Origin of the sequence: Providencia sp. PROV076 (genome assembly GCF_028483405.1) — a bacterium.
GTDB lineage: Bacteria > Pseudomonadota > Gammaproteobacteria > Enterobacterales > Enterobacteriaceae > Providencia > Providencia huaxiensis.
Genome location: NZ_JAMPRR010000002.1, coordinates 118,060 through 141,118, shown reverse-complemented (window position 1 = coordinate 141,118; position 23,059 = coordinate 118,060). Strand labels below are relative to the sequence as shown.

Genomic DNA, 23,059 nt, shown 5'->3' with positions numbered 1-23,059 from the left:
AGGTGTTTAATTAACCCTTAAATTTGACATAACTAAAATGTGGTATAATAATGGCAACGCATTGATGCATTGTTTAATTATTTCATTTATTAACTAATAGAGTTTGATAAATAGAAATAGTTATTGGTGTCAATCTTTAATATTTGCTAATCGAATATATTTTAAGAAAAAGTTGAAATAATCAGATTAATAATAACTCATTATTTTAATTTGTGTTGTCTTTTTATCTAATGGAAATGTATAAAATGAAATTAAATAAACTTGCTTTAGTATTAGGTTTAGGTTTAGCAGTAGTTGCTGGTTCTGCTTCTGCAAACCAAGGTGGCGGCCAAGTCACTTTTAAAGGTTCAATTATTGATGCTCCTTGCTCAATTCCACCAGGATCTCAAGCATTTGAAGTACCAATGGGTGCTATCGCAACATCTGCATTAAACGGTGGCGGTAAAAGTATTGCTCGTGACTTCAATATTCAATTAGAGCAGTGCGACATCACAACTCTGAAAACAGTTCAAACTACATTTACTGGTATTCCAAGTACTTCGGTAACTGATGGTTTAGCTATTGCTGGTACTGCGAAAAACGCGGGTATCGTGATCACTGATTTCAACGGCACCAAAATTGCTTTAGGTGCTAAATCACCATCTCAAACTTTATTAACTGGTGCGAACACATTGCGTTTCCAAGCTTATTTGCAAGGCGATGATGATGCAACAAACAAACCAGCTGTACCAGGTGAATTTGATGCAATTGCAACATTTGCTCTGAGCTACCAGTAATTGGTATAGCCCGTACAAGGATGTATGGGCACTAATTTTAATGCATTGAAATTGGTTATTAAGTTGAGATGGAGTCGCTATGAATCACTTTGGCATCATTGTCATGGTGCTTTCAGGAATGATATTTGCCCCGATAGTCAGTGCGCAAAATCAAAATTCTCGGGCACAAAGTCAGTTCAAAGGAACTGTTACTATGGGCGGTTCAATCATTGAGAGCCCTTGTGCAATAGATGCAGATAGCCGAGATCAATCAGTTAGCATAACGACTGTACCGGTTAGCCAGATAATTCACGACAGAGAAAGTCCAACAAGTGATTTCTCTATACGCCTTATCAATTGTGTTCTAACACCGGTAACTCCTGGAACCCCTAATTGGCAAACTTTCAATATTACATTTGATGGCCCAACTGATGGCCGTAACTTCGATGTTTTTGGGCATGCAAATGGATTGTCAGTAAAAATTTCTGATATGGCTGGAAATGTTGCAATACCTGGTAAGGCAATGCCTGATTTACCTATTAGCGCGGGGGAGACAACTCTGCACTATAAGGTGCGGGTAGTACCTAATAATAAACGCTTAAAACCAGGAAATTATCAGACAACTATCCGTTTTAAAATGGATTATTACTGAGTTATTACTAAGGGACTATTATGGCTCTGCGATTAAAAAGTAAAAATAAAGTATTTAATAACTCAGTAAGTTATTTTTTAACGCCTGTTGCTACCATGGTGTTTATAGCCATTGCTCATATAAATTTAGCTAATGCAAATAATGATAGTATTGAGTTTAATACGGATGTTTTAGATCTTCAGGATAAAAAAAATATTTCCTTAAATGAGTTCTCTCGCGCAGGTTATGTTATGCCTGGGAAGTACCCATTTAAAATTAATTTAAATAGTCGCGATTTAGCTGACATTTTTGATATTGAATATATCGCGGATCCTAATGATCCGGGTATGACTGAGCCTTGTTTAACGCCAGATGTTGTTGACCATATCGCTTTGCGCGATGAATGGAAACAAAAGGTTGAATTTGCTAAAAATGGCCAATGTTTAATTCCAGAAACGATCCCAGGAATGACAGTAAGTGGTTCTTTAGCCAAAGAAACGATCACCATTACTGTACCTCAGGCTTATATCGAATTTACCTCTGATAACTGGGATCCCCCATCTCGTTGGGATGAAGGTGTTCCCGCTCTGATCTTTGACTATAACTTGAATGCTAACTTAACAAGGCCTGCAGATTCAGCCAATACCCAGTCAGTTACTGGTAACGGTACGACAGGTTTTAACTTAGGCGCATGGCGTTTTAGAGCTGACTGGCAAGCAAGTTATAATCGAACGAATGGTCAATCCACAGATCGTAAATGGGATTGGAGCCAATATTATGCTTATCGAGCCGTCAAAGAGCTAAATGCAAAGCTAACGATGGGGGAGCAATTTCTTCGCTCAGGGTTATTTGACTCATTCCGTTATATGGGGGTAAGTCTTATCTCTGATGAGAGAATGTTACCACCTAACTTACGTGGCTATGCACCTGAAGTCACTGGTGTTGCGAGAACCAATGCAAAAGTGATTGTGACTCAGCAAGGGCGTGTCATTTATGAAACGCAAGTTGCTCCGGGGCCTTTTCGTATTCAAGATTTAAGTGATGCCGTTAGCGGTAAATTAGATGTACGTATCGAAGAGCAGGATGGCTCCATACAAGAATTCCAAATGAATACTGCCTCCATTCCGTATTTAACTCGTCCAGGCTCAGTGCTGTTTAAGATTGCCGGTGGCCGACCGAATAATATGGAACATGAAACAGAAGGGCAAGGATTCGTTACAGGGGAATTTAGCTGGGGGGTCTCTAACGGTTGGTCATTATTCGGTGGTGGTGTCGCGGCAGGTGACTATAACGCATTATCACTCGGTGTTGGTCGAGATTTACTCGCCTTCGGTGCAATTTCATTCGATATCACTGAGTCACGAGCAAAACTGAAAACAGAAAACAAAATTTATACAGGGGCGTCTTATCGCTTAAGTTATTCAAAACGTTTTGAAGAATATGACAGCCAAGTCACCTTCGCAGGATATCGATTCTCTGAACGCGACTTTATGAGTATGAACCAATATCTCGACCGTCGTTACAGAGGGGTGGAATTCGATAATAGTAAAGAGCTGTATACGATCACATTTAATAAGTATTTCACTAGTGCGGATCTGACTGCGTATCTGAACTATAACCACGAAACCTATTGGAATAAGCCTGCGGCAAAACGCTATAACATTTCTATTGCTAAATATTTTGATATTGGTCGTTTTAAAAACATCAATTTAAGTTTAACGGCATTCCGTAACAAATTTGATAATAGAAATAATGATGATGGGCTATATATGAACCTCTCCTTGCCTTGGGCTGATAGAGCGTCAATTAGCTATAACAACATGGTGACGAGGGATGGTAATTCACATACCGTCAGCTATTTCGATTCCGTTGATGATAAAACAAATTATCGTGTTGGTACTGGGGTTAGTAGTCGTGGACGTGGAACCATTGATGGTTTCTATACGCGTTATGCTGATTTAGCAACAGTTACGGCAAGTACCAGTTATATCAATGGCGATACCTCTTCAGCTGCATTTTCTCTACAGGGTGGTGCAACAGTCACAGGGCATGGTGCTGCATTACACCGCATTAACACGCCAGGTGGAAGCCGGGTGATGGTAGGTACTGAAGGTGTGAAAAATGTCCCTATTCAAGGTTTTGGGCCAACCACAGAAACCAACATTTTTGGTAAAGCAGTAGTCTCTGACATCAGTGATTACTACCGTACCAGTGCGCATATTGATGTGACTCAGCTGCCTGACGATGTGGAAGCTATTCGGACATCGCAGCCTATTACGTTGACTGAAGGGGCTGTTGCTTACCGCGAATTTGAGGTGTTAGCGGGTGTTAAAACGATGGTGAGATTGGCATTGGCCGATGGAAGTTATCCGCCATTCGGGGCTACCGTGAGAAATGAGAAAAATAGAGAGCTCGGTATCGTGACTGATAATGGCTCCGTATATATCTCCGGTGTCAATCCAAATGAAGTTTTAGATGTGCATTGGGATGGAAGTGCGCAATGCAAAATTCAGATCCCAGAAAATATTAAAACGGCGGAATTTAACTCACTGTTATTACCGTGTACAAGCAGCCCAGGTATTGAACCTGGATATATGCCTGCAAAAGCTGTTCCTGTTGGGCAACCAGCCCCTGTCTACAAACCTGCACCCGTTAAACAGGGCGTAGAACCGAGTCAGCGTTGGTTATTGAAGCCACCGGATATTGCTTACAGCGCAGATTATACCGAGTAACCCAAGTTGCTTGATTTTATAAATAGTTGGTACATATGAATATTAAGAAAATTGCATTTTTTACTACGACAATTACGTTATCTGCAGTGCTATGTGGACAGGCTTTGGCCGCTATTGCACTTGATAGAACACGCGTCATTTATAATGGGGCTGAAAAGACCATTAGCTTAAATATTAAGAATGAAAACACAGAGTTACCTTATCTTGCGCAGGGCTGGATTGAAGACGCTAATGGTAACAAAATTGAAAGCCCACTCACAGTGTTACCACCAGTTCAACGTGTAGAACCAGGTGAAGGTAGCCAAGTTAAAATTCAATCTCTTCCTGATATCGCGACATTACCTCAGGACAGAGAAAGTGTTTATTACTTTAACTTACGTGAGATTCCACCACGTAGTAAAGAAGCTAACGTATTACAAATTGCATTACAAACACGTATTAAGTTGTTTTATCGACCAAAAGCGTTATATGCCACTCGTACGGATTTAGAAAACCCATGGCAAGAAAAAATTACGTTAACGCGTAAAGGTGATGCCTACGAAGTCACGAATCCAACTGCTTACTTTGTCACGATTGTGGATGCAAGTTCAAAAGTGGGAGGAGATACGGTGAAGCAGTTTGAGCCTGTGATGATCTCACCAAAAGGTAACGGAATGCTTAAGGGTAGCGCAAGTGCTATGGGGGCAAAGCCAGTTCTAACTTATATCAATGATTATGGTGGAAGGCCTAAATTGACGTTTGGTTGCGCAGGTACAACTTGCAAAGTTGAATCTTCGACGGACAGATAACGGAGAACAATGTATGAAAAGGACTCTCCAGTTCAGCACTATCTTATTCAGCTTAGTTCCAGTGTTTACCTTTGGAATAAGTAGCTGGGATATTGATGGATTACACGGAACATTGACAGTAAATGGCATGATGACCGAGGCACCTTGTACGATGGATGTGACCAATTCAAAGCGCCAAGAAGTGTCTCTAGGGGAGATCCCTTCTTATTCACTCCGTAAACCTGGTGATAGAGCTGAACCAGTGTCATTTGAATTAGAATTTAGACATTGCATTCGTACAGAAAGCCGAATGAAAGACACGAGAACGGGCAGAGCGATTTGGGATGCAATGCAGCCCGTCATAACGGTTTCCTTTGTTGCCGTATCGGATAAACACTTTCCAGAAATGTTAAGTGTAAAAGGTGTCTCTGGCTTGGCATTAGAAGTGACTGACGCACAACGAGAAGATATCAGGCTAGGAAGCCGAGGTCGTCCACAATTCCTTGATGCACCGCAGGGGACTCTTCAATATTTTGTCACACCAGTGAGAACTCCCGAAAAATTGACGGAAGGAAGTTTCAGCGCCGTAATGGACTTTAAGGTGGATTATGAGTGATTTAAATAAGCAGCGGTACCTGCTGGCATCATGTCTCGTTGGACTACTTTTTACATCGGCCTCCTATGCAGGGTTACCCGATTCACGTATTAGCCCGTCGGGAAGTACACGGGCGACAGTCACACCCGGTATGATAACCGTACCGATTAAAGGGGTTGTTTTAGCACCACCCCCTTGCAAAATTAATGGTGGAAATATCATCAAAGTCAATTTTGATGAAATCATGAGTACGCGAATTGACGGGAACGCCTATTCGAAACCCATAAATTACAATATTGACTGTGAAAAAAGGCCAACGTCGCAAATGAAAATGACGTTGATTGGTATTCCTGCATCTTTTGATACTGGTGCAATTGAGACAGATCTTCCGGGTTTAGGGATTGCTTTTCGTTATAACGGAAGCAAGCTTCGATTAAATCAAGAAATCAAGTTCGTGTACCCAAATGCCCCTCAATTTGAAGCTATACCTGTTCATGACTTATCCACAACATTGACAAAAGGTGGGGTTTTTCATGCGGGCGTCACTATCAAACTTGATTATCAGTGAGGGAAAAATAATGCAAAGAATAATGAAAAGATTTCCGCTGATAATGGGTCTGCTAGTAATACCTGCTAGCGCTGCGATGGCGAACGATGTGGAATTTACGGGAACTTTATTAATTCCACCGCCTTGCACTGTTTTTGAAGATAAAGTCAACGTCATTGAATATAAAGATATTGGTTTACATAAAATAGATGGAGTCAGATTCACGAAACCTATTAATTACGCATTGAAGTGTGAAGACAATTTAAAAGGTTGGGATTTGATGCTGACAATCAAAGGAACTGCAACCGACTTTGATACGTCGGCTCTGGAAACCAATTTCCGAGATCTTGGCATGCGTATTACCCAAAATGGTTTAGGTTTTGAAATCAATAAACCGTTAAAGATTACGTATGGGCAACCGCCTGTTTTAGAAGTTGTTCCAGTTAAGAGATTGGGAGTTACGTTGCCTGAAGGAGGCTTTACCGCAACAGGGACATTGCTAGCGGAGTACCAATAATGAACAAACTAATTCAATGTGCAGTAGCTGGAGCCTTACTTATCGACGTTAGTACGGCTTTTGCTGTACCTGATAATTTAAGGATTATCGGTAATTTAGTGGAGGAACCCTGCACTATTTTACCTGGTGATGAAAACATCCCGATGGATTTTTTTGATACACCAGAAAAAAACTTTTATGCCTATGGTGAAACTCCACCTAAAGAGTTTGTGATTAAGCTGTCTGATTGTGACACAACGATTGGTAAATTTGTAGAAGTCACTTTCTCTGGAACTCTGAATCTAGCGCTTCCTGGTTTTTTAGCATTATCAACAAGTAGTGTCGCATCTGGTTTTGCGGTGGGGCTGCAAAATTCAGATAAAACACCACTGGCTCTTGAACAGAAAGGCTCGAAGCTAACGTTACAAGATGGCGCTAACCAATTGCGGTTCTATGCCTATTTAAAAGGTGAACCGGATGCTATTGCAGATAAGACAATAAAAGTAGGGCCTTACAGTGCTGTAGCAACATTTAAATTAGATTATGAATAATAAGGCTGTGAACTAATATGAAAGTTTTTTTATCGCTATTAATTGGTGCAGTCATGTTTTCATCTACTGCATCAGCTTATGTTTTTTCCTATATCACTGAATCAAGACCCGGTAGTAACCCAAATAACGGAGATGCAGATTATAAGTATGTGATTGCCCGTTGGGATCCTGAATTGCCAAATACGCCTAATCCTTGCTTTAGGTGGTCGAAATGCTATCTCACCATAAGCCATAAGCATACAGCTAATGGAACACCAGGTGCGGCAACCGTCGAGTTGGCTGAAATTTCTAGGTATGAATATATGCGTGACGTTCAGAATATACCCGGTGTTTTGGCAAAGGCGACAGCTCCAGCAACACAGTGGGCTGTTCATACCGGGGTTAGGCTACAGAATAATCAGGAATGTGTGGGGCTGTTTTACCAAGATCGCACAGGGGTTACAAGTAACGGTGGGTTAATTCCCGGCTCATTATGTGGTATTGCGCCTCCACCAATTGGAGCTTGTAAGATCAACAATACCGTCCCGGATATCAACTTTGGCCCAATTAGTGAAGCCGATCTCGCTGGCCAATCAAAACAAGTGAACATTAGTGTGACATGTAACTTATCGATGGATGTTTTGGTGGTTGCAACTGGTGTTAACGTGACAAATGGTCGTGTAAATCTACGGGCGGATAATAGCTTATATGCGAATTTGTATTTAGGTGGGAACGATACACCTGGGGAAAATGGTTACAAAATCCATGTGCCTGCAGGTGGAACAAACTCGGTCACCCTCAAAGCCGTGCTAGGCACTAATGGCCGAGTTCAAGCTGGTCAGTTTGAAGGTGCTGCAGCCCTTATTTTAACTGTGCCTTAATAAATGGTGAAAATATGTATTCAGAAAATGGTAGTGAAAAAATCCATTATATGGTAGGTCAGAGGATCTTAGAAAAGCGTAGAGAGTTGGGATATACAGGCTTTCAGTTAGCTCAGTTGCTAGGTGTTAGCCAACAACAGATCTCGCGTTACGAAAGAGGCAAAATTAAAATTGACCTGTTTCATCTGTTCAAACTTGCATTTTTAATGGGAACCCCAATCGATTGGTTCCTTGAAGATATTAGCTCCCAGCTTAATAAACATGGGAACTTGGATGATATACAATAATGAGTTTTTAAATGATTAGTGGTGATAGGTAGGTTGAGATTACGGTTTTGTATTGTCTTTTGTACAAATGAGTAGGGCATCAAGGTTTAACTGTAAATTCAATCTATCTATCAATATATCCATCTTCAAGTCACCGTTTCCTCATCTTAATTCCTTAATATTTTCCCTATCGTTTTACTTTTGCAATTCTCTTAATTATCCACCAATAGAATGAAATTGATGTTTTTGTGCGTTGTAACAACTTTTTAGCGAATGCAAATGCAAACTAATATCATTTGCGCTTATTTGCGTGTAATATACGCTAAATTATGGGTCACCAAATTTAATCATCAGTACTTTTATCGATGGACGGAGGAAATTAGATGTTTGTAAAATCATTAGTTTCGGGTATTGCTTTGTTATCAGCATTAGTATTAGCGGGTTGTGATAACGCGAAAGACACATCAGAAACAGCTCAAGTTGCAGAAAAACAAACTATCACAGTAGAACATGCCCAAGGCAAAACTGAAATTCCTCGTCATCCGCAAAAAGTTATGGTGATGAACATGGAAACACTGGACATCATGGATGCACTCGGAGCCCCGGTTGCTGGTGTTCCACAAACCAACGTTCGCTTCCCTGAATTCTTAACGAAATATAGCGGCTCTGAATACGTCAATGGCGGAACATTATTTGAACCTGCTTATGAAACATTAAGTAATGCTAAACCTGACCTGATTTTAGGTGGTAGCCGTGCTCGTGATGCCTATGACAAACTCAGTGGTGTTGCTCCAACTATTTCATTAGACATTGATAACAAAAACTTTATTGGTAGCTTAACTGAGCGTACTAATGAGCTTGGCGCATTATTTGGTAAAGAAGAACAAGCCAAAAAACTGATTGCTGACTTCAACACAAAAATTGAAGGTATCAAGGCTAAAGCACCGACAGCAGGTAAAGCGATGGTGATCTTAGTCAGTGGTGGTAAAATCTCCGCGTATGGCCCAGGCTCACGTTTTGGCTTTATTTTTGATGTGTTAGGTTTCGAACCGGCTTATGTATTTACTGAAAACACAGGGCGTCACGGTAATATCGTTAATGCAGAATTACTGGTGAAATTGAACCCAGATTGGTTATTTGTTATCGACCGTGATAGTGCGATTGGTAAATCTGATGCTCAGCCAGCCGCTGAGGTACTTGATAACGCATTAGTGAGAAAAACAGCAGCATGGGAAAAAGGCCAAATTACTTACCTTGACCCAACTGCCGTGTATATCGCGGGTGGGATCCAAACCTACTCTAAACTAATGGACGACATCAATACAGCACTAGAGAAGAGCCAAGCAAAATAACCGATGAAAACGCTTTATCTTTTTTGTGGAATTATCGCGTTATTGGTTTTAGCGGTATTAAGCTTGTTTATTGGAGCGGGTGACGTGTCACCCGTTTCGCTTTTCACCGACCCAGAGATGCAAGACATCTTTTTTATTAGCCGAATTCCCCGAACCATATCCTTGATTTTAGCCGGTAGCGCGATGAGCGTTGCAGGTCTAATCATGCAATTATTAACGCAAAACCGTTTTGTGGAGCCTTCTCTTGCAGGAACAACCCAGTCAGCCAGCTTAGGTTTATTGGTTGTCATGGTACTTTTCCCAGCAGCGAGTATTATGACCAAGATGGTGGTCGCCAGCGGTTTTGCACTCCTTGGTACCATGCTGTTTATGATGCTATTGCGCCGCGTAATTTTAAAATCTGCACTAATCGTCCCTCTGGTAGGGATTATGTTAGGTGCAGTGATTAGCGCATTAACCATCTTTACTGCTTATTATTTCGACTTATTGCAATCTCTTGGTGCATGGATGAGTGGTGACTTTTCTAGCATCATTCAAGGTCGATATGAACTCTTGTGGTTAGTAGGAATATTAACGTTAATTGCTTGCTGGATTGCAGATAGCTTTACGGTTGCCGGTATGGGACGTGAGTTTTCAATTAATGTTGGCCTAAATTATCGCAAAGTGATGACTATCGGTTTATCGATTATCGCCTTAATCAGTGGTGTGGTGGTCGTGGTGGTCGGGGCATTACCTTTCCTAGGCTTAATTATTCCAAATCTGGTGAGCTTAGTGATGGGCGATAACATACGTAAAACCATTCCATGGATTTGTCTTGCTGGTGGTGGCTTAGTTTTACTCTGTGACATTATTGGGCGCTTAATTCGCTATCCATTTGAAATCCCTGCAAGTGTGATTTTAGGTGTTGTTGGCGCGGTGATTTTTTTATATTTATTGTTGAAGCAACAACGTTATGCAAAAAGTTAACTCATCAATAGCGTTGCCTAGGAAAGGGGTAACTCCGTTGCAAAGAATATGGATACTACTGGCATTGTCATTGTTATCCATTGTTCTTTATATGACGGTCAATTTGGGCAGTAATCTTGCCTACATTTTGCCGCACCGAGGCTATATTGTTCTCACCATGATCGTGGTGGCTTTTGCCTCAGGGGTTTCAACAGTTCTCTTTCAAACTATTGCTAATAATAAGATATTGACTCCATCTATCATGGGATTGGAAGCATTATTTATATTATTACAAACCATTTTTGTCTTCTATACCGATAGCTTTCCATCCTCTTGGCTATTGAATATTGGTAAGTTTTTATTAGAGTCCACTCTACTCGTGCTGTTCTCTGTACTGCTTTATCGCTGGTTATTTGTGTCAGTTAAAATGAATATCAACCTAGTATTGATGGTGGGTATTATTCTTGGCACATTATTTCGCAGTGTAGCGACATTGCTACAGCGCTTAATGGATCCCAATGAGTTTTCCATTTTACAAAGCCGGATGTTTGCCACCTTTACCAAAGGGACACCTGAGCTCATTCTATTCACGCTGCTTATCACTGCGGTCGTGGGCATTTTATTGTGGCGTATGCGCTATTGTTTCGATGTTATCGCGTTAGGGCAAGCCAATGCGGTGAACTTAGGGATTAATTATCGCCAGCAAGTCACGGTTATCTTGTTGCTTATTTCAATCTTGGTTGCTGTTTCGACGGCACTGGTTGGCCCTTTAACATTCTTAGGCTTGATGGTCGCGAACTTAGCTTACTTAGTGGCTGGCAGTAGCCAACACCGCTATTTGCTACCCGTTTCCTTTCTACTTGGTGTCATTGCACTGGTTGGTGGTCAATTGATCCTTGAATATGGCCTAAATATGGCGGGGACATTATCGGTTGTTATCGAGTTTGTCGGTGGAATATTCTTTATTTATATGGTGTTAAGAAGGTTTTAGTATGATTGAAATTAGTCAGATATCGAAAAGTTATCAGGATACTAAAGTCTTAGATAACGTAACAACAACAATTAAAAATAGCGGTATTACCTCAATCATCGGGCCTAATGGTGCAGGTAAATCAACACTGTTGTCGATTATCGGGCGTTTGTTACAGCCCGATGACGGTGGCTATGTCAAAGTGAATGAACTTGATGTATCAACAACTCCGAGTGATAAACTCGCAAAATGTTTATCTGTTTTGCGCCAAGAGAACCAATTTGCGAGTCGACTAACGGTTGAAGAGTTGGTCGGTTTTGGGCGCTACCCGTATACCAAAGGTCGTTTAACCATTGATGATAAAAAGAAAATTGATGAGTCACTCTCTTTTCTAAACTTATCAGATTTACGTCACCGTTATTTAGATGAATTATCGGGTGGTCAACGTCAACGGGCCTATGTGGCAATGGTTTTATGCCAAGATACAGAATATGTTTTACTCGATGAGCCATTGAATAATCTTGATATGAAGCATGCCGTGATTATGATGAAACTGCTGCGTAAAGCCGCAGACGAGTTGGGAAAAACGATTATTTTAGTTATCCATGATATTAACTTTGCGTCAGTTTATTCTGACTACATTGTTGCACTGAGAAACGGCCGTTTGTCTTATCACGGTAAGCCTGAGGAGATCATGAAATCTGAAATTATTGAGGATATTTTTGATACCCCGGTTGATATTAAGAGGGTGGATGACCAGTATATTGCTCTCTACTACTAAATTTTCGTCATCCTTCGAGCTGTAGCGGTGTTGGCTATGCTCGCTACCCCGGGCCACATACTTTTGTATGCTCCTAGGGATTAGCTTCTCTTGCCGCCTTGCTACAGTTCGAATGATTTAGAAAATTAAATGTTAGAATATTTTTTATAAAAAGGGGTAATCTTCACTGCGGTGAAATTTCAATGTCTTCATCGGTTGTCAGCAAGTCCAGTGATTGCAACATTTCTAAGCGTTTTATCCCATCGGCATTTACCACTAAACGCGCCAGCTCATTGTAGGTTTTTTTATTTATCGTGATGCGACGGCAAAGGTAAATATGGTAAACCTTTTCTCCCATAATCGCGGGCTCATCATCATTGACGGTTAACTCTTCATAACTAATATCAATGTGTTTCAAAAAATCAGAAATATTGAACCGAGTAATATCGGCGATAGAAGATTGGTTCTTTTCGAAGACGGATTGGCGATTATGCAGTAGCACATCCTTTCGGTAATACAGTATGTCTTCCATACGTTGAACATTGACCAAATTAACCCAATGGGATTTTTGCCGCATTTCACGGATATCGGGTGAAAGCATCGCTTCATTGATAAAACGAAAGGACTCCTTACAGATACCAACAGGTGCTTTAATACCTTCCCGATAAATACGCAATTGGCGGTCAGGGATCCATTTTTGGAATAGCCGATACAATTGCTCCCGGCCAACTTCTTTTAGCCTATCTTTGAAGATATAGCCGATGATCATCGCTAAAAATAAGTTGGCACTTAAAGCACCATATTTTCCTTGCCAGAAAAAGGCGATAACAGTCGCGAAAATCATTGAAATTGCAGCTGCAATACCATAGATAGAGTGTAGTAGAAGAGGAAGTCCCCGTTTATGACGAATTTCTAAATAGAGATAACGATTAATATATTTTTTCAATAAATTGCGGCGGTATGTGACTAATTCAGCATCCGTTTCATCACTGGGAAAACAATCAGGATACTGCTTTTTCAAATAACGCATCTCTTGGTACCAAAAATGACGTATTTCTTCGCGTAACGGTATTTGTTTATCTGCTAATAAATCACGTAAATAATTCATGGTGTAATACGTCATAAATTCGTCACAATAAGAAAAAGCATTGGAATGGATAGCTTCTTCAATTTTGGCTGACGGAATGGCTAATTCCCGATAAGCACAGAAACATTTGGCGATATTTGCCATGAACTCAGTCAAATATTCGGGAGTCTGCCGTTGGGGAGTTTGGCTTACCATTTTAATGTTCAAGCGGATCGTTCTTTTGAACGTTAAAGCATAACGTTTTAGCCTATTTTCATATTCGTCCAATGAAGGTAAGTTTTGTGGGTTATATTGCTGTAGCCACTGCTTTAGCTCATTCAATGCCCCGTTTTCATCAGTAAGTGATGATAATTTTACTGTAAGTGGGCGTAGCCGAATATAGTTCTTTAGGCTGCGCTGGAGGTTTGATGCTGCATAGAGGTCAGGGTTAATCTGTAATGATGAAGGTAAAAAGAAAAAAGTATCTACTTGGTAACGGATCTCTTTAGACTTACGTGGAAACAACACTTTTTGTTTGATTTCAAACTGCTTTTTTCCATGGATCTTGAGAGACTCTTTAATCATACATTACCTTGTCTTATACCATTACTAACGTTTACGATTGATAATCGCAGCATAGCACGTTTATTTATTGAAGAACTTTAAGCAATAGCATACAGGAAACGAGAGTAACAATCTGTGAGAGGATGTTGAAAGATATGGCAATAGAAGAAAGGCAAGTAATATAACGAGGCACATTGCTATGCCCCATTATCGTTTAGTTATTCGTTATCGAATAACTTATTTTTTTGCAGCTGGGCGTACCGCTGTCACTTCGATTTCTACTCTCCAAGCTGGATTAGCCAGTTTAGCGACTTGGAAGGTAGAACGAGCTGGCAGATTAGTTACTTTCTCAGACTCATAGAACTTGTTGTAACCAGCCATAAAGCCAGCAAAGTCCATAGTACCTTGAGTTTCTTCACCACCAACTAAGAATACTTGCATTTTAACAACGTCGTTCATGGTCAAACCCATACCTTCAAGGTTAGCTTGGATTTGTTTTAACACGTTGATAGTTTGTGCTTCGGTATTACCATAAGACTCTAAAACGCCTTCTTTAGCGTCTGCAGAGATTTTAGAAGGTACTTTTCCGCTCAGGAAAATAAGGCTGTTGCCCGCACCGATTTCTACTGATTCAGAGATAGGGAATCCTTTCACTGGAACGCGTTTAACATCATCAGCTGCATTCGCACTTGCTACACCTAAAATCAAAGGCAGAGAAAGCAATAAAGTTTTATAGCGCATGTAAACTCCTTAACATTATCAAAGTAAATAGGATCTATTAATTTTATCAAAAATTAAACTTTCATTTAACTTTAAACTATTCACTAATAGATCCACAGTAAAAATCGCTATTTTTCCCGTTTTTTAGTTAAAACGAGAAAGTTTGTACGGCGTTGGGTCGATAAATGGTTTTTCGCCCATTAATAATTCAGCCGTTAATCGACCAGATGCAGGGCTTTCTGTCATACCCCAGCCTGTTGCGGTGTTGATGACTAAACCTGGATACTGCTCGACTGTTGAAATAATTGGAATTTCATCATCCGTTGGCGCAACGGTACCACCCCAACGTTCAACCACTTTGGACTCTTTAAATACTGGGAATTCTTTTCTCAGTCTTTCCAGAACGCCATCTAAGTGTTCGTTGTTTGGTGTATTCGTTGCTGTACGGAACTCTTCGAATGGTGTCTTCTCATCTAAGTTCCAAGATGTTGCCATCATGAAGGAGTTGAATAAGTCTTTACCAATAGAGAACTCTAATGGTAATTCTCCACCGCCTAATACGTGCAGGAATCTTGGTCCTAACAGGAAGCTGTCTTTAACGATAGAGCTGGTAAAGATACGTGGAGCAACCGCGTAGGTGCCATCAGCTTGTTCACGGAAGTGAATACCATTAGGTAAGTGTACGTTACCTTTTGGTGCACCTGGTACGCCAGTAATACGTTGTTGTGACAGGTAAACGTTCAGTGTTGGAACGTCAATACCTAAGTTACCCATGAACAGACGCGACCAAATACCACCCGTCAGAACAACACGAGAAGTTTTGATTGCACCTTTTTCTGTGACAACATCAGAGATTTTACCGCCTGCAGTTTCGATACCACGTACTGCACAATTGGTGTAGATGCGGATACCGATTGATTTTGCGTAGTTTGCCATGGTTGGTGTGACAACTTCTGGGTCAAGGCTACCTGAGTCTTCTTCAAATCCACCAATTTTCCATGGAGTTTGTGCATCAACCAGACGATTAGCCAGTTCAGTACCTTCAATCATACGGGTACGTAATGGGGTATCGAAACCTGGGTTTTCAGATGCAGATTTTATCCACGCTCTTGAAATTTCTAAATCTTCTTCGCTAGAAGGTACTTCAACACGGCCTTGAACACGGTAGCTGGTGTCAGCACCGATTTTTTCGTTCATTCCAAGCCATTGAATTTTCCCGTAGTGGTGTAAAGGGAAAATCGCTGGGGAGGTCTTGTAGCTGATGATTTGGCTGTATGCACGGCCTGATTGCTCACCGCCGACAACACCTTTTTCACAGATAACAACATTAAGACCTTTTTCTGCAAGGTTAATTGCAGTCATGATCCCTTGAAGGCCAGCACCGATGATGACTGCATCTGCAGACTCAGGTAATTTGCCTTCAGTACCAGCAACAGCAGGTACACGTGATTTAGTCGATTCAAAACGACCTTCACGATTGATCATAGGAACAACTGCAGCACCCCCTGCTAGAACTCCAGCAGCACCAACCCCTAATAATAGCTTTCTTCTCGAGATTTTCATCTATAACCTCAATAACAATCTTGTTTTTTATATAGTAAATAATTTCAAATTGAGATGATGATCTTATCATATATTTTGTAATTGTTAAGTGCCGGTAGCATTTGTTAACAAAGATCATTGAAATGAAATGTGACGTAAATTGATGTGCTCAGTGCTGTAAAGGCTTTGTCGGTGATTACTTTATTTTAGAGATGTAAGAATTAATATTTTTTTAATGTTAATGTCATTAAAAGTGTACAGGTGTAAATATGATAATTTAACTTAAGGTTAATAATTGATGAGGGGATCAAAGAAGGAGATTAATATTTCACCATAGATGAAAGTTCTGAATATCCCTTAAGTTATAAAATGAGAAATATAATATATAAATGGAATTTTAATGACCTCTTTGAGTTATTTTTGTTCATTTGATTATTAATTATCCATCTGGTAAGACCTACAAAATTTAAGTTTATTTAATATTGCTTGGCTGGCCTATCTAAATATCATTCATGATATTAATAGTAAGGGTTGTTTTTAACGTGTTGATAATGTTGTTCATTCTATTTTTTATGTGTAATACATAAGCAGAAGAAAATAACCTAGCATTTACTAAGGTTAATTAACGTCATCATTTATGAGATAGAATTAGACAGACTCAAAGAGATAGGTATTTTCTATTATCTTTAATGTTGTAAAAATAACCATTTATTTTTTGATGGCTATCAGAGATAAAAGTTAAGAGAATGTATAACAAGAATAGATAATTAAGATTAAGTAATGAATTGGAAATTGAATAAAAAGCTAAATTGATTGTAATAAGAAAAAATACAGCGTGATTCATGTGGTTAATTGTCATTTAGCGGATGGCTATTTTTTATTTTAGGTACATATCATTCAGTTATTTTACTTTATTAGTCGATATGCACCATGATAGGTTCAATTATTAGTGATATATTCATTCCCTGTAGGAATTTGTGCGAAAAAATTAGCATAATCCTCGGATCGGACTTGTTGAAGAATGGTGACAAGCGCGGATAACGGTGCTTCAGACCAGTCACAGCGAATATCGATATCTGCATATTGTCGGTTATTCCATATTTTTAATGCAGCTGAACGGATCCCCCGGTAGTCACCGCCTTCATCTGCACCTGCTTGCATGGCAATCAGTAGCCTATCAGCCAGATCTTGATGGGCGTTTTTATAATAGCTTTGATGTATGGCATCCAGAACCTGCTCACCAGCTAACATATTTCCAGCAATGGCGAAGTTGGGCTCCGATAAACTTCCACACCAAGGTAAGCAATCTTGTCCCGTCCAATCGGCTGTACCACCGTGGTTATCAAGAATAATCAATTGCCGTTGTTCGCAGCCAATATCTTGTGTCACTAGGTAATCTAAGCTTTTATTCGCATTATGACCTTGTTGCAAATATTCAATACCTGTTAGTCCTGCAATAGGGTTTGTCATTGCTTGAGTGGCGATTGCACCTGTTTGGCTTTCACCATGTAAGACTAATGCACCAACAGCAGGGCCACCTGTTGCCGTTGCTGCGCCTATTTTTCCTGTCACTGGGCAGCGCGCCACAATTGAAAATGTCATTTTACACCTCATAAATTAGACCTTGATCAAATTTATCATCATAAATTCTTGCTTGAAATATAATTTATCATCATAAATAAAGAAAAAGATAAAATTATTAACAAAATTGACACAAATCACACTTCACAATCATATAGCAATGTCAGCACCCGGGGAGGCGCGAATGAAGATGCGTTTATGTAGATGGATAGCCAGTCTTTGGCTTTTATGCTTTATTTCGCTACCGACATTGGCGGTGAATCATCCTAATGTCTTGTTATTAGGGCAAGTTGCTGAGCCGCAGTCATTAGACCCACAAGTGGCGACAGCAGCGAATGATTCCCGAATTTTGGTTAACTTGTATGAAGGGTTAGTTCGCAATGCCGATGGCACATTAACGCTTGAGCCTGCTTTAGCCCAGTCATGGTCTATTAGTGACGATGGCCTCACCTATACTTTCCATTTACGCGAAGATATAAAATTTCACGATGGCAGCCCATTCAATGCGGATGCCGTCAAATTCACGTTTGAACGAATGCTGGATAACCAGCACCCGTACTACCATACAGGGCCATTCCCATTATCGTTTTTTTTCTCCGCGATAGACAAGATAACGACCCTGGATGACAGAACCGTCGTTTTTACCTTAAAAGAGCCGTTTGCCCCGTTTTTATCGAACTTAGCGACACCGGCAGGGCTGATTGTTTCACCTACAGCAGTAAAACAATACGACAAAGACTTTAGCCGCCATCCCAGTGGAACAGGGCCTTTTAAATTTGATGAGTGGACCGCAAACCAAAGGGTGGTCGTATCCGCGAATGAAAACTATTGGGATGGAAAACCCAGTTTAGAGCATGTGGTTTTTCGGCCTATTACTGACGCTAATACTCGGGTCGCAGAAATGTTAGCAGGGGGGATTGATGCCATGGTTGAGGTACCCGCTGATAATGTCCCGCTATTTGTTAATGACGACCGCTTTGATGTTTATGAAGCGGTAGGGCCTCATGTTTGGTATGCCATGCTCAATGCGTCTCAACCACCGTTTGATGATGTGCGTGTGAGGCAAGCCGTTAACTATGCGGTAAATAAAGACAATATTGTGAAATATATTCTTCAGGACTCTGCGGGGGTAGCACAAGGGCCCATCCCATCGGCATTTGATTGGGCATTTGATGCAGAAACAAAGGCTTATCCTTATGACCCTGAAAAAGCACGCCAATTGATAGCAGAAGCAGGGGCTCAAGGGCAAAAAGTTATTTTTTATGTCACGGAAGGGGGCTCAGGGATGCTAGACCCGATCCCCATGGCAACCGCCATTCAAGCTGACCTGAAAGCGGTTGGGTTATCTGTCGAAATCCAAACTTTTGAGTGGAATACCTACCTATCCAAGGTCAATGCAGGCCTCAAACAAGCACACATGGCTGAAATGGCATGGATGACGAATGACCCAGATACTTTACCCTTTTTAACCTTACATAGCGCCTCTTGGCCAGATAAAGGCGGGTTTAATTCCGGTTATTACAGTAACAAGCAGCTTGATAGGTTATTAGACAAAGCTCGAGTCACCAATAACCTCGAGGAGCGCGCCCAGCTATATCGGCAAGTACAAAAAATTGTTCATCAAGATGCACCTTGGCTGTTTGTCGCGAATTGGAAGCAAAATGCGGTCGCGAATGAGCATGTTAAGCATTTCAAATTGCAGCCTAATTTTAATTTATTACTTAAAGACGTTCGTAAAGATTGATTAATGTGAATTGATTATTCAATTAATCATTTGATTTTATGGGGAAAAACTATGTGGTTATACTGTTTGAAACGCGTTTTAGCGACCATACCCATACTGATTGGTTTGACGTTAATTGTCTTTTTTATCATGGCAATGATCCCTGGAGACCCAGCTCAAGCGTTGCTTGGCCCTTGGGCGACTCCTGAAAATGTGGCGAGAGTCAAAGTTGAGCTTGGGCTCGATAAGCCGTTATATCAGCAATATTTTATTTGGATGAATAATTTAATTTCGGGTGACTTTGGCCGCTCATTTGTCCTTAACCGTCCAGTTGTTGATGAGGTTTTAGAGCGATTTTCTGCCACGTTAATTTTGGGCGGAAGTGCGTTGTTACTCAGCTCAATTCTAGGGCTGCTGGCGGGGGTCTTTTCTGCCATTCGTCAGTTCAGTTGGAGTGATCGGTTTATTACACTCGCTGTTTTATTGGGTATATCAATGCCATCTTTTTGGATAGGCTTACTGATGATTATGCTTTTTTCTGTTCAATTACAATGGTTTCCGGCATCTGGAATGTATGATATTTGGCAAGGCGGTGGCCTGAGCGATTTATTACATCACCTTGTTTTACCTGCTGTAACGCTTTCATTGGTTGCGACAGGAGTGATAGCGCGTTTGACACGTACGGCAATGTTAGAAGTATTAAGGCTCGATTTCATTCGTACCGCCAGAGCTAAAGGGCTGAGCGAACGCAGAGTGATTTTCCGCCATGCATTTCGTATGGCGCTGGTTTCAGTCATCCCAGTCATTGGTATCCAAGCGGGTTTCGTTTTTGGTGGTGCGGTGTACATTGAAACCGTTTTTCAGTGGCCGGGGCTAGGCGCCATGCTAGTCAAGGCAGTAGCAACCCGTGACTTGTTTTTAGTCCAAGGGGGCGTATTGATTGCGGCAGCGTCCTATGTCTTTATCAATTTGCTTGCGGATGTTGTGCAAGCCATGTTAGACCCGAGGTTGAAATCATGAGCCAGTCTGTGACCCCTGTTATTCAGCATCGTCATCGCCAATCGATCGGCTCGTTATTATTGGCGAACCGTCTAGCAACGTTGGGGCTATTTATTTTAGTTATCATTATGCTCTTGGCATTTTTAGCCCCTTGGCTCCCCCTTGCTGATCCAGATAAAACCGATTTAGTGAATCGGCTACTTCCCGCTTTTTCTCCTGATCATTTATTAGGGACAGACCATTTAGGGCGAGATATTTTGTCTCGATTGCTGTGGGGAACCCGAGTATCCCTATTGGTCGGTATCTCAGCAACGCTCATTGCGGCAATATTCGGCACCCTGATTGGCTTGGTGGCTGGCTATGTAGGCCATCGCACCGATACATTATTGATGCGTTGTATTGATATGCTTATGGCATTTCCATACATACTATTGGCATTAGCGATTGTCGCAGTCCTTGGGCCAGGGTTACTCAATGCGTTATATGCTATCGCATTGGTCAATATTCCCTTTTTTGCGAGAAATATTCGTGGGTTAACGGTGGGTTTGCGTGATAGGGATTTTATTCAAGCAGCAAGGCTGTCAGGTAAAAACCACCTACAAGTGCTATTAACGGAAGTGTTACCGAATGTCTTGCCAATTATTGTGGTTACCATGTCAACGACCATCGGTTGGATGATCTTAGAGACGGCGGGCTTGTCATTTTTAGGGCTAGGGACTCAGCCACCGAATGCAGATTTAGGTTCAATGTTAGGGCAAGGGCGCGCACAAATGTTTGTCGCTCCTCATGTGGCATTGGTACCCGGTATTATGATCTTTCTTATTGTGATTAGCTTTAACCTGTTAGGGGATGGCGTGCGTGACATTCTTGATCCCCGGTTAAAATCAGGGGCTCTACAGCGCTCACAACCGATGACACAGACTGATAGAGTTAATATTCCTGCGAAAACAGGGGATAAACAAGCGGTATTAGAAGTCAAAGAGTTGTCAGTCGCTTTTCGCCAAGGAAATCAATTACGTCCGACTGTAAAAGGGATTAGTTTTACCGTTGGGGCGGGGGAGTGCTTAGGGTTAATTGGGGAGAGCGGCTCAGGTAAGAGTGTTACGGCTTTGTCTGTGATGGGGCTGCTAGCATCGCCTCCTGCGTTGATTACCGCGGGGGGGATTTATGTAGAACATGAAGAAATGTTGTCATTGCCATTATCCGTTATGCAGCGCCGTCGTGGTGCGAAGGTGTCCTATATTTTCCAAGACCCACTGACGACACTCCATCCGCAATTTACCATTGGTGTGCAATTGCGTGAGGCCATCACTGCTCACCAGTCTTTGTCACTCTATGAGGCGAAAAATAAAGCTATCGAATTATTGGATAGTGTTGGGATCCCTGATGCGCAAGAACGTTTTGATGCCTATCCCCATGAACTCTCGGGCGGGCAGCGCCAGCGGGTAGGGATCGCGATGGCGTTGGCCAATGACCCGGTGTTGATTATTGCCGACGAGCCGACCACCGCATTAGACGTCACGGTCCAGGCGCGTATTTTAGAGTTACTCAACCAACTACGCCGTGAACGCGGTGTTGCGCTCTTATTTATTACCCATGACTTCGCGGTTATTAATCAAATTTGCGACCGTGTTGCGGTGATGCAGCAAGGTGAGATAGTCGAAACGGGGGATACGCAAACGGTATTACGTCAGCCTCAGCATCCTTACACACAACGTCTGATCGCCAGTGTACCGAAGTTAGGGGAAGGGCGTGGGTTTTTAAAGCAGGTTCAACAACTCTATGGTCATCAGCCTAATGGTAATGATTTAGCATCAACGCAGGAGGCTTAATGAAAAAAGTGATTGAGGTTAATCAGTTGGTGAAAACCTTCGGGCAGCCGAAGAGCCTATTTCACCCCCGAGGGCGCCAAGTTCATGCACTAAAAAACATTTCATTATCGCTCTATGAAGGCGAAACACTTGCTGTTGTAGGGGAGAGTGGTTCTGGAAAAAGCACCTTAGCGCGTATTTTAGTTGGGTTGGAGCGTGAAACCTCGGGGGAAATTACCGTATTAGGGCAGACTCGAGCCGAGTGGCTGCAGCAAGGTGCTCGTGCGTTTGGGCAAGCTATTCAGTATGTTTTTCAAGACCCTGTCGCATCTTTGAACCCACGTAAAACGATTGGGGAAACATTAACGGTTCCCTTGAAATACTTAAAGCACATGAATGCATCACAAAGGGCGAAACGCTTGGCGGAATTACTTGAGGCCGTCAATATGCCAATTGACGCGTTAGCTTGCTATCCCCATGAGTTTTCGGGAGGACAGGCACAGCGGCTAGCGATTGCGAGAGCCTTAGCCGCAGATGCGCGGATATTAGTCCTTGATGAGCCAGTTAGTGCGTTGGATGTTTCGGTGCAAGCGCAAGTCTTGTTGTTATTAGAACAACTTAAACAACAGTTTTCGTTGTCGTATTTATTTATTAGCCACGATTTAGCGGTAGTGGAATCGATAGCAGATAGAGTTGCCGTACTCTATTTAGGGGATTTGCTAGAATGTCGAGATACCCGCAGCTTATTTGCCGCGCCGGAGCATGAATATACGCGAAATTTATTGGCGAGTGCCCCACGTATTCGTGTTGATTCAGTCGTTTAGAA

At 41.5% G+C, this 23,059-nt stretch carries 22 protein-coding genes; 18 read left to right on the top strand and 4 right to left on the bottom strand.

Features of this window, described 5'->3' with window-relative positions; all coding sequences use genetic code 11:
- Nucleotides 1-245 precede the first annotated feature (245 nt).
- The 14 genes from PSF67_RS02120 (at nucleotide 246) to PSF67_RS02055 (ending at nucleotide 12,248) form a co-directional block, all read left to right on the top strand.
- Complete coding sequence (locus PSF67_RS02120) at nucleotides 246-776, top strand: fimbrial protein (protein ID WP_148241605.1); 531 nt, start codon at nucleotides 246-248, stop codon at nucleotides 774-776.
- Nucleotides 777-855: 79 nt separating this feature from the next.
- Nucleotides 856-1,407: a fimbrial protein gene (locus tag PSF67_RS02115; protein WP_102138102.1), complete on the top strand. Its 552-nt coding sequence runs from the start codon at nucleotides 856-858 to the stop codon at nucleotides 1,405-1,407.
- Nucleotides 1,408-1,427: 20 nt separating this feature from the next.
- Complete coding sequence (locus tag PSF67_RS02110) at nucleotides 1,428-4,118, top strand: outer membrane usher protein (RefSeq protein ID WP_102138101.1); 2,691 nt, start codon at nucleotides 1,428-1,430, stop codon at nucleotides 4,116-4,118.
- Nucleotides 4,119-4,153: 35 nt separating this feature from the next.
- Nucleotides 4,154-4,906, top strand: a complete 753-nt coding sequence (locus PSF67_RS02105) for a fimbria/pilus periplasmic chaperone (RefSeq protein ID WP_102138100.1) — start codon at nucleotides 4,154-4,156, stop codon at nucleotides 4,904-4,906.
- A gap of 13 nt (nucleotides 4,907-4,919) precedes the next feature.
- Entirely contained in the window at nucleotides 4,920-5,501 is a 582-nt protein-coding gene (locus PSF67_RS02100; RefSeq protein ID WP_102138099.1) for a fimbrial protein, read from the top strand.
- Nucleotides 5,494-6,048, top strand: a complete 555-nt coding sequence (locus tag PSF67_RS02095; RefSeq protein WP_272676448.1) for a fimbrial protein — start codon at nucleotides 5,494-5,496, stop codon at nucleotides 6,046-6,048. The genes PSF67_RS02100 and PSF67_RS02095 overlap by 8 nt, the downstream gene beginning before the upstream one ends.
- A 43-nt stretch (nucleotides 6,049-6,091) precedes the next feature.
- Nucleotides 6,092-6,544: a fimbrial protein gene (locus PSF67_RS02090; RefSeq protein WP_229597487.1), complete on the top strand. Its 453-nt coding sequence runs from the start codon at nucleotides 6,092-6,094 to the stop codon at nucleotides 6,542-6,544.
- The gene (locus PSF67_RS02085; RefSeq protein WP_272676447.1) at nucleotides 6,544-7,074 is read left to right on the top strand and encodes a fimbrial protein; all 531 of its coding nucleotides are present in this window, start codon (nucleotides 6,544-6,546) and stop codon (nucleotides 7,072-7,074) included. Before PSF67_RS02090 ends, PSF67_RS02085 begins: the two co-directional genes overlap by 1 nt.
- Nucleotides 7,075-7,091: 17 nt before the next feature.
- The gene (locus PSF67_RS02080; protein ID WP_195697809.1) at nucleotides 7,092-7,934 is read left to right on the top strand and encodes an MrpH family fimbial adhesin; all 843 of its coding nucleotides are present in this window, start codon (nucleotides 7,092-7,094) and stop codon (nucleotides 7,932-7,934) included.
- Between the two features lie 14 nt (nucleotides 7,935-7,948).
- Nucleotides 7,949-8,221, top strand: coding sequence for a helix-turn-helix domain-containing protein (locus PSF67_RS02075; protein WP_102138095.1), 273 nt, complete (start codon nucleotides 7,949-7,951; stop codon nucleotides 8,219-8,221).
- Between the two features lie 362 nt (nucleotides 8,222-8,583).
- Nucleotides 8,584-9,552 carry a siderophore ABC transporter substrate-binding protein gene (locus PSF67_RS02070; RefSeq protein WP_272676446.1) on the top strand — a complete coding sequence of 323 codons (969 nt, stop codon included), beginning with the start codon at nucleotides 8,584-8,586 and terminating at the stop codon, nucleotides 9,550-9,552.
- A 3-nt stretch (nucleotides 9,553-9,555) separates the two neighbouring features.
- Nucleotides 9,556-10,518, top strand: coding sequence for an ABC transporter permease (locus PSF67_RS02065; RefSeq protein WP_102138093.1), 963 nt, complete (start codon nucleotides 9,556-9,558; stop codon nucleotides 10,516-10,518).
- The gene (locus PSF67_RS02060; protein ID WP_195697808.1) at nucleotides 10,505-11,488 is read left to right on the top strand and encodes an iron chelate uptake ABC transporter family permease subunit; all 984 of its coding nucleotides are present in this window, start codon (nucleotides 10,505-10,507) and stop codon (nucleotides 11,486-11,488) included. Before PSF67_RS02065 ends, PSF67_RS02060 begins: the two co-directional genes overlap by 14 nt.
- A 1-nt stretch (nucleotide 11,489) precedes the next feature.
- Nucleotides 11,490-12,248 carry an iron ABC transporter ATP-binding protein gene (locus tag PSF67_RS02055; protein ID WP_102138091.1) on the top strand — a complete coding sequence of 253 codons (759 nt, stop codon included), beginning with the start codon at nucleotides 11,490-11,492 and terminating at the stop codon, nucleotides 12,246-12,248.
- 163 nt (nucleotides 12,249-12,411) lie between these two features.
- Here PSF67_RS02055 and PSF67_RS02050 read toward each other — a convergent pair whose 3' ends face one another.
- The 4 genes from PSF67_RS02050 to PSF67_RS02035 all read right to left on the bottom strand — a co-directional run bounded on the left by PSF67_RS02050 (nucleotide 12,412) and on the right by PSF67_RS02035 (nucleotide 17,721).
- The gene (locus tag PSF67_RS02050; protein WP_272676445.1) at nucleotides 12,412-13,878 is read right to left on the bottom strand and encodes a hypothetical protein; all 1,467 of its coding nucleotides are present in this window, start codon (nucleotides 13,876-13,878) and stop codon (nucleotides 12,412-12,414) included.
- 216 nt (nucleotides 13,879-14,094) lie between these two features.
- Entirely contained in the window at nucleotides 14,095-14,598 is a 504-nt protein-coding gene (locus tag PSF67_RS02045; protein ID WP_102138089.1) for a RidA family protein, read from the bottom strand.
- Nucleotides 14,599-14,721: 123 nt separating this feature from the next.
- Entirely contained in the window at nucleotides 14,722-16,140 is a 1,419-nt protein-coding gene (locus PSF67_RS02040; RefSeq protein ID WP_102138088.1) for an NAD(P)/FAD-dependent oxidoreductase, read from the bottom strand.
- Between the two features lie 918 nt (nucleotides 16,141-17,058).
- The gene (locus tag PSF67_RS02035; protein ID WP_102138087.1) at nucleotides 17,059-17,721 is read right to left on the bottom strand and encodes a DUF1028 domain-containing protein; all 663 of its coding nucleotides are present in this window, start codon (nucleotides 17,719-17,721) and stop codon (nucleotides 17,059-17,061) included.
- A gap of 163 nt (nucleotides 17,722-17,884) precedes the next feature.
- Between PSF67_RS02035 and PSF67_RS02030 the strand changes: the two genes are divergently transcribed.
- From PSF67_RS02030 to PSF67_RS02015, 4 genes are read left to right on the top strand one after another with little or no spacing between them, the layout of a single operon-like run.
- Nucleotides 17,885-19,444, top strand: coding sequence for an ABC transporter substrate-binding protein (locus PSF67_RS02030; protein ID WP_272676444.1), 1,560 nt, complete (start codon nucleotides 17,885-17,887; stop codon nucleotides 19,442-19,444).
- 51 nt (nucleotides 19,445-19,495) lie between these two features.
- Complete coding sequence (locus PSF67_RS02025; protein WP_195697804.1) at nucleotides 19,496-20,443, top strand: ABC transporter permease; 948 nt, start codon at nucleotides 19,496-19,498, stop codon at nucleotides 20,441-20,443.
- Entirely contained in the window at nucleotides 20,440-22,254 is a 1,815-nt protein-coding gene (locus tag PSF67_RS02020; RefSeq protein WP_102138084.1) for a dipeptide/oligopeptide/nickel ABC transporter permease/ATP-binding protein, read from the top strand. The genes PSF67_RS02025 and PSF67_RS02020 overlap by 4 nt, the downstream gene beginning before the upstream one ends.
- Nucleotides 22,254-23,057, top strand: a complete 804-nt coding sequence (locus PSF67_RS02015) for an ABC transporter ATP-binding protein (RefSeq protein WP_166264184.1) — start codon at nucleotides 22,254-22,256, stop codon at nucleotides 23,055-23,057. The genes PSF67_RS02020 and PSF67_RS02015 overlap by 1 nt, the downstream gene beginning before the upstream one ends.
- The last annotated feature ends 2 nt before the right edge of the window (nucleotides 23,058-23,059 follow it).